The 1,398-nt window shown below is 67.0% G+C and carries 1 protein-coding gene; it reads right to left on the bottom strand.

Annotation, left to right across the window (positions count from 1 at the left end):
- The coding region (gene pstS, locus QK444_RS36250) for a phosphate ABC transporter substrate-binding protein PstS (protein ID WP_282786635.1) at window positions 1–1,018 on the bottom strand (1,018 nt) is incomplete at its 3' end.
- Window positions 1,019–1,398: the final 380 nt, after the last annotated feature.

The raw sequence follows: 1,398 nt of genomic DNA on the forward strand, positions 1-1,398 counted from the left end.
TGGTGATCGCCGAGGTCAGGAACGCCTTCACCGCGGTGGCGGTGTCCGCGTCGCCGTACTTGGAGCACACGATCTCGTAGGTCGGGAGGATGATCGGGTAGGCGCCCGCCTCGGTGGGCTTGTAGAACGAGGAAACATCCAGCACCAGGTCGTTGCCCTCGCCGGCGATCTTCGCGCTGTCGATGGCCTTGCCCGCGGACTCGACGCTCAGCTCGACCGGCTCGGGACCGGCCGAGGTGACGATCTGGGCGATCGAGAGGTTCTGCGCCTTGGCGAACGACCACTCGTTGTAGGTGATCGAGTTCTTGGTGCTCTTGATCGCCGCCGAGGTGCCCTCGTTGCCCTTGGCGCCTTCACCGACGCCGCCGTGGAAGACCTTGCCCGCGCCCTTGCCCCACGCGCCGTCGGAGGCGGCGTCGAGGTACAGCTGGAAGTTGTCGGTGGTGCCCGACTCATCGCTGCGGAAGATCACCGCGATCGGCCCGGCCGGCAGGCTGGCGTCCGGGTTCAGCGCCTGGACCTCGGGAGCGTCCCAGGTCTTCACGGTGCCGTTGAAGATCTTGCCCAGGGTCGGGCCGTCCAGCACGAGGTCGGTGACGCCGTCGATGTTGTAGGTGACCGCGATGGGGCCGAAGACGGCCGGCAGGTTCCACGCCGGGCTGTCGCAGCGGTCGGCGGCCTGCGCGGGCTCGTCCTTCTTGGCGTTCAGCGGGGAGTCGGAGCCGCCGATGTCGGTCTGGCCGCCGAGGAATTCCTTCACACCGGCGCCGGAACCGCTGGAGGTGTAGTCGAGGGTGTAGCCCTCGCAGTTGGCCTCGTAGGCGGCGATGAAGCGCTCCATGGCGTTCTTCTGCGCGGACGAGCCACTGGCCTTCAGCGAGGTCTTGCCGCCACAGGCGACATCGGTATTCGCGGACACCTGGCTGGTTTCGGTGTTGTCGTCGCTGCCACACGCGGCGAGCGTCATGGCACCTGCGGCGAGCACGCCGATCAGGGCGCTACTACGCTTGAGATTCACCTAAGTTCCTCCGGGAATCATCGTTCTGCACGCCCGACCCCTCAACGGCCGGACGGGCGCATATTGGTGGCTGTTCGCTGCGAACTCGCGCACCGGGCAGCCTGGTACCGCCCACATAGCAACGTAGGGGCGGTACGTAGACAGTTGGACCTGGGCGGGTGAACGGAAGGTGAACAACCTCGTGCGATCTCGGCCGATATGCGTGATATTAGCCGCTAATTAGCGGGTCGTGTCGATAGCCACGCAGTTGCGACCCGGATGGACGGTTGCCCGACCGTGACCGAAAGCACTGGGATGGAAGTCACCCGACGTCGGCGGCGTGCGCCGGTCGCTCCCGCCCCCGCGCCCGCCACCCGATCCCGCTGCCGGAAGCCGGGCAC

This window comes from Nocardia sp. CC201C (assembly GCF_030010695.1).
In the GTDB taxonomy this organism is placed as follows: Bacteria; Actinomycetota; Actinomycetes; order Mycobacteriales; family Mycobacteriaceae; genus Nocardia; species Nocardia otitidiscaviarum.